This is a genomic window from Devosia sp., from assembly GCF_034675085.1.
GTDB lineage: Bacteria > Pseudomonadota > Alphaproteobacteria > Rhizobiales > Devosiaceae > Devosia.
This window is the reverse complement of the sequence record NZ_JAUCDN010000352.1, coordinates 1-3307: the sequence shown is the minus strand read 5'-3', so window position 1 is coordinate 3307 and position 3307 is coordinate 1. Positions and strand designations below refer to the sequence as shown.

Genomic DNA, 3307 nt, shown 5'->3' with positions numbered 1-3307 from the left:
GGCATGCGCAAGGGGGATGTCGGCGGGGCCAGCATGATCGAGCTCCAGCCGAGCTTCGACGGAGCGCCAGACCGCTGGCTCGAAATTTTCGACCGCATCGGGGATGTGCCCGAGCGCTACGACATCCCGGATGGCAACGGCATCGTGCATGTGATGCTGGCGCCGGAAGTGCGGACGGTGCTGCGCGAGATCAGGCGTATGCCGGGGCGGCGCATCGCGGGCGATCGCGCCGAGGCGTTCCTGCGCAACCCCTTCGCCACCCTTGGGCCGGACGCGGCCAAGGTGATCGACCCGGAGCAGTTCGAGAAGGCCCGAGACGATGCAGGCGTGTCGTTCGCCCGCTTCACCGCGCGAGTCCTGCGGGACGAGAAGGGCTATCCCTTTGAGATGGCGTTGATGGTCGAGGAGTCCATCGGCGGAGAGGTTCGATCCGACGAGTTGCGCTTTGAAGGCGCGAGTGACCTGGAGAAATTCGTCGCCAAGCTCGAAGTCCGCATCGCCGCATCGGCTCAGTGCTGCCATTGGCAGGGCTACGACCTTGAAATTTTGGGCGACACGCCGGACCAGGCCAAGACTCTGCGCGAGGCGCTTCGAGACATGGCCGCTCCCGGAGCCATCAAGGCCTCGGAAATTTTCGACCTATCCAAGTATTCGGATCGGGTCGAGGGGTTCGGGGTCGAGAAGCCGTATTATTCGCCCTTCATCGCCCGCAAAAGCGATGACTCGGGTTGGTTCCCGGAGAACGTCGATTTCGGCCTGTGCTACACGCCCGAAGGAGGGGGAGAGACGGTCGCGGTCGTGCTCAACGAGGATTCGATGGCCGCGTTTCGCGACGAGGCCAGAAAAGCGCAGGACGAAAAGCGCGAAACTTTCGACTTCCCCGGCTGCCCCAAGCCCGTGCCGGTCAAATGGGCCAATGAAGCCCTCGACGCCATCGGCAACGCGCGGGCTGACGTTGCGAAGCGAGAGTTTGATCCGAGCAAGCCTGCGACCAAGGCCAAAGCGTCCGAGCGCAAGGGCTGGGTGGTCAAGCCGAACGTGGACACGCTCGACTACGAGGAGCGCAGGGGCGCGCTCGCTCCGACTGGCGTTCCGCCTAAATTGCCTGCCTCTCTCCGTCCTGAGATTGCCCTCAAGGACCATCAACTCAGCGGGGTCGCATGGTTGCAGCATTTGTGGAGCCTCTCGCCGACAGCCTGTCGCGGCGCGCTGCTCGCCGACGACATGGGTTTGGGTAAGACGATCCAGCTTTTGACTTTCATGGCTGCGGCCATCGAGGAAAAGCCCGACATCGATCCGTTCCTGATCGTGGCCCCGGTCTCGCTGCTTGAAAACTGGAAGGAGGAGATCGCCAAGTTCTTCGCTCCCGGAGCCATGCGGGTTCTCACGCTCTATGGCCCATCGCTCGCGGAGAAGCGCGTTCCCAAGCGGGCTCTCGAAGAGGAGCTGGTCCGGGGCGGCGCGACCCGCCTTTTGGCCTCGGGTTGGCTGGGCGGCGCCCAAGTGGTGCTGACCACCTATGAAACCTTGCGCGATCTTGAATTTTCACTGGCGGCCCAACGCTGGTCGGCTATGATTTGCGACGAGGCCCAGAAGATCAAAACTCCAAACGCGCTGGTGACCAGGGCGGCGAAGAAGCAGAACGCCCGGCTCAAGATCGCCTGCACGGGCACGCCCGTGGAGAACACGCTGACCGACATTTGGTGCTTGTTCGATTTTGTCCAGCCGGGCCTGCTGGGGGCCTTGAAGGAATTTGGGAATCGCTACCGCAGGCCCATCGAAGCGGAGACCGACGAGGAGAAGGAGCGCGTCGCGGAGCTTCGCGCCTTGATCGAACCGCAAAAGCTGCGCCGGACCAAGGCCGAGGTCGCCAAGGATTTGCCCAAGAAAATCGAGGTCGATTCATGCAGGGCTTTGCCGCTGTCGGATCGGCAGCGCGCCCACTATGCCGACGCGGTCGCCGCATTCAGAAAGCGGGATAAATCAGGTCCAGCCAGCGGGCTGCAGTCGCCATTGGGCTTGCTTCAATACCTGCGCAGGCTTTGCTCCGATCCGAGGCCTCCTGGACAGGTTTCCACTGATTCGGAACTGCTGTCCGATATTGAGCTGCGCTCGCCCAAGATGGCGTGGCTCATGGGCCAGCTTGGCGAAATTGAGGGCAAGGGCGAGAAGGTCATCGTCTTCTGCGAATTCAGGGACTTGCAGCGCACGCTCCAGCGTTGCATCGGCGAGCGATTCGGCGTAGTTCCCGACGTGATCAATGGCGACACTTCGGCGGACTCGGCTAACGCGAACAACCGGCAGCGGCGCATCAAGAAATTCCAAGAAAAGCCGGGAGTTGGCGTGATCGTCTTGTCGCCCTTGGCGGTGGGGTTTGGCGTGAACATCCAAGCGGCGAACCACGTCGTTCACTTCACGCGAACATGGAATCCGGCCAAGGAAGATCAGGCCACGGATCGCGCTTACCGGATAGGGCAGACCAAGGACGTTCACGTCTATTACCCAGTCGTGGTCGCTCATGACTTCCTTACCTTCGACGCCAAGCTCGACAAGCTGCTGGATTGGAAGCGTGGGCTTTCGACCGACATGCTCAATGGTTCGGGAGATGTGAGCCCCGCAGACTTCGGGGACTTGGAGGCCCCGGATGGCGGCAACGCCTTTGGAAACGAATTGCTCGGTGCGGAGGACATCAGGTCGATGGACCCGGATGCTTTTGAGGCCCTGTGCGCATTGCTTTGGAGCAAGAGGGGGTATCCAAGAACGATAAAGCCCCCGCGCTCGGGAGACGGCGGCGTCGTGGCTATCAAAGGCACCGAAGGCGTCCTGATCCAGTGCAAGAGCTCATCGGTGGAGGGCCGCGAGCTGGGATGGGAGGCAGTCAAGGATGTTGCGGCAGGTGTTGGGGCTTACGCTCAGCGTCATCCAGGCGTGTCGTTTTCCATGATTGCTGCAACGAATCAACGCTTCAATGGCACCGCAAGGCAGCAAGCCGAAATTCTTGGCGTCGAGCTGGTGGACGGAGATGATTTGGAGAGTTTGCTCGTCAAGCATCCGGTCAAGCGCGGCGAACTTGAGCGGTTCCTACTCGCCAATTGGATGGCGGCATAAGCGGATCGGAAATACCACACGGAACGATTCGTACAGCAGAAGGTGGCAAACGATGGCCAAGCCAAGCCCGAATAAGAATGCTGTCGTCCTCACCCTGCAGGAAACTCAAGCATTCCTGGTGCTTCAAACGGTGTGGCCATCCACCGATGGACAGTTGCAATGTTGATATATATCATGAGACATACCGTTCACTGCAAGG

General features: G+C 60.9%; 1 protein-coding gene. It reads left to right on the top strand.

Annotated elements, in window-relative coordinates:
- The first annotated feature begins 33 nt into the window (after nt 1–33).
- Nucleotides 34–3108, top strand: coding sequence for an SNF2-related protein (locus VDP82_RS16095; RefSeq protein WP_323015844.1), 3075 nt, complete (start codon nt 34–36; stop codon nt 3106–3108).
- Nucleotides 3109–3307 lie beyond the last annotated feature (199 nt).

What these genes read in the sequence shown, in the direction of transcription:
- VDP82_RS16095 (WP_323015844.1), top strand. Translation starts at nt 34, where the DNA reads ATGATCGAGCTCCAGCCGAGCTTCGACGGAGCGCCAGACCGCTGGCTC.